Source organism: Marinobacter manganoxydans MnI7-9 (assembly GCF_000235625.1).
GTDB classification, from domain to species: domain Bacteria; phylum Pseudomonadota; class Gammaproteobacteria; order Pseudomonadales; family Oleiphilaceae; genus Marinobacter; species Marinobacter manganoxydans.
This window is the reverse complement of the sequence record NZ_AGTR01000021.1, coordinates 1-2637: the sequence shown is the minus strand read 5'-3', so window position 1 is coordinate 2637 and position 2637 is coordinate 1. Positions and strand designations below refer to the sequence as shown.

At 52.5% G+C, this 2637-nt stretch carries 3 protein-coding genes; all 3 read left to right on the top strand.

The genetic code is table 11. The annotated features are described in order from the left end of the window. Positions 1-590, top strand: a 590-nt coding sequence (locus tag KYE_RS05590) for an HDOD domain-containing protein (RefSeq protein ID WP_008171283.1), incomplete at its 5' end; no start/stop codon positions are given. Positions 591-712: 122 nt separating this feature from the next. Beyond that, entirely contained in the window at positions 713-1852 is a 1140-nt protein-coding gene (locus tag KYE_RS05585) for an HDOD domain-containing protein (RefSeq protein WP_039881877.1), read from the top strand. Between the two features lie 227 nt (positions 1853-2079). Next, a partial coding sequence (locus KYE_RS05580; RefSeq protein ID WP_008171281.1) for a response regulator occupies positions 2080-2637 on the top strand: 558 nt, incomplete at its 3' end.

The window sequence follows — 2637 nt, the reverse complement described above, 5'->3', positions numbered from 1 at the left end:
CGGTCTTTCTGTTAGGGCACAGAGGCATTCGGAATGTCGTGTCGGCTTCCATCATGCAACCCATGCTGGCCGCGCGGGACAATGCCGAAGCGCTGTTCAGTGAGCGAGTCTGGCAGTGGGGCATGACATGCGCCAGATCAGCGGAAGCAGTTGCCATCTCGAAAGGTGTGGACAGCGGTGCTCACTTTCTATTGGGCTTACTGCCGGCGCTCTCTTACATCACCCTTCGACGTGAAGTGGAAAGGCTTTACAAAGACCGCTGCAACCGAGAGGAGGTACCCCCCAGTCTGTTTCGTGCGGTTTTCAGCCAGTTCGATTGGGCAATCGCCCGACTGGTGGCCCAGAAGTGGAGCTTACCCTCTAGCTTCCAAGCCAGTTTGCCTGCAACGACGCGTCCAACGCCGATGCAGTATTCTACCCCGCTCTGCGATGGAATTATGCTGGGTACCCGCGAGGTATTGCGTCACGTCAATCACCCCACTCTGACCGAAGAGGAACTTCGTCAAGTTCTGCTGCTGGAAGAGCCGCAGTTCGACAGGATACGTGGCGCGATTGCGGGGATGCTTGAAAAAGAGGCGAGCCCGGCTTGATAACCTCTACGATTTTTCTTCGGCCACCACGTCCCACACTGCTGACAGGCAGCTGCACGGTATGCAAAAACCGATCTGATTGGCTGTCCCTTTTTCTCTATCAGGCTTGAAGGAACCCCCCATTGAGGACGTTAATTCTGGAGCACGACGTAATGATGGCCGACCTTTTGGAGACAGTTGTTGGCGGTCTCTATCCGGGTGGCACTGTTTTTGTAACGGGGACCATGGAGAGCGCTCTGGCGTATTGGAGGGAAAACGGTGCTGACTTGATAATTACTGGCTGGAGCCTACCGGATGGGTCGGGCCTGGCCTGTGCAAGAGCCGTTCGCGAAAATGACAAACAAACACCGGTTGTCTTGATTTCCAGTCGTTCGGATCGCAAATCTGTGCGCCAGGCAGCACACCACGGCATCAATAGCTACATCGTAAAACCTTTCGATGTGTCGCTCCTTCACGAAAGGCTGAAATCACTGGTTGACCAGGAAGCTTTTGAGCAGCAGTCACCCATCGATCTGGAGCAACGATTACGATCCTCGGTCGATACGGTCATCCAGCTTCCTTGCGAGATTAATACGGCTGATGTCATCAAACTGATGGAACGTCGTCAGGATCTCTATCCATCCCAGCTTGCCGAGCGCTGGAATGACGAAATGGCGCTGACATCTCGTCTGCTGGATGTCGCGAACACTGCATCTTTCAAAAAGACCGGTGAACCCGTCCGTAATTTGCGTGATGCCATTGCAACCTTGGGGATCGATATGGCACTCCGGCAAGCAATGGCATTGTCGTTGAATATATCCGGACACATGCGCGACCCGCGTCTTGCGGAGAGGGCCGAGGCGTTTATTGAACTCGCCGAAAAAACGGCCCGCGAGGCCGAACTGGTTGCAGCGAGGCTTGAAATCAACGCGGCGGAGATTCATGTAGCTGCACTGCTCAGTCGCATTGGTGAGTTGGCAGTGCTCAAGGTGATGCAAGAGGCAATTGACCAAAACTGCTCCATTTCGGAAGAGCATATTGAAGGTGGGTTGGGGACCTGGGCTCCTACCTTTGGAAATCGTCTGAAGGTGCAATGGCATCTACCAATCCCGCTCAGGGAACTCATCGGGGCTGTGCATATTCTTCCTCGGGCCGCCACCCGCGAGTCGCTGATCGTGATGCGCACAGCAGCGCTCAAAGCAGCTGGCGAGGGAAAAAGCGAAGAATGTTTGCGTCTTCTGAGTCGACTCGGGTTGGATGAATATAGCTGTGAGCAACGGTAGCAAGCAAATACAGAAATTGTGGCGAATCGCTTACGTTGGGGGATTAACAGAATGGATGTGCCCAGCAATCTACAACACACAATTTATGAACGCTTGTCGCTTGTGTCTACGGCCAAAAGTGAGAGAGGAAAACATTAGTCGCTTTTACTGACGTAAAAATGTACATGTTGGTATAATTCTTAGGTTCGATGAATCAAATCGCTTGCTCGATATTACTGGTGTGAACCTTGCAGACCCATAGTAAAAACAACGTCAGTGATGACGGTCGTCTTTTTTCCGCCGACGCAAGCGGAGCGTCAGAGCGTTTGGGGCGGCTGCTTGTTGCTGACGATGAGCCGCGCTTGCTCGAAAGCTTATGCTCGATACTGCGTGACAAAGGATTTGAGGTGGACGAGGCCATGGATGGCGACGCCGTCTGCCAGCAGCTGCAAGATAATGCCTATGATCTGATTTTGTTGGATATCCGGATGCCGGGGAAGAGCGGTTTAGAGATTATGGCTTGGTTGAAAGAGACCGGCATTGATTCTCAGGTCATCATTATGAGCGGCCATTCCGACTATCGCATCGTAAGGCAAGCATTCAAACTAGGTGCCTGCGATTATCTAAAAAAACCCTACGATGTCGATGATTTAATTCAGGCTGTTGGTGACAAAGTTTTGGAACGAAGACAAAGCCGTTCGAGGGCGACTACGGACTGGTCTAACCCGCTAAAAGGCGAGCTTTTCAGGCGCACACTTGACCATCTTCCCGAGCTGGTTTTTTTACTGGACGAGCGAAAGTGCTTT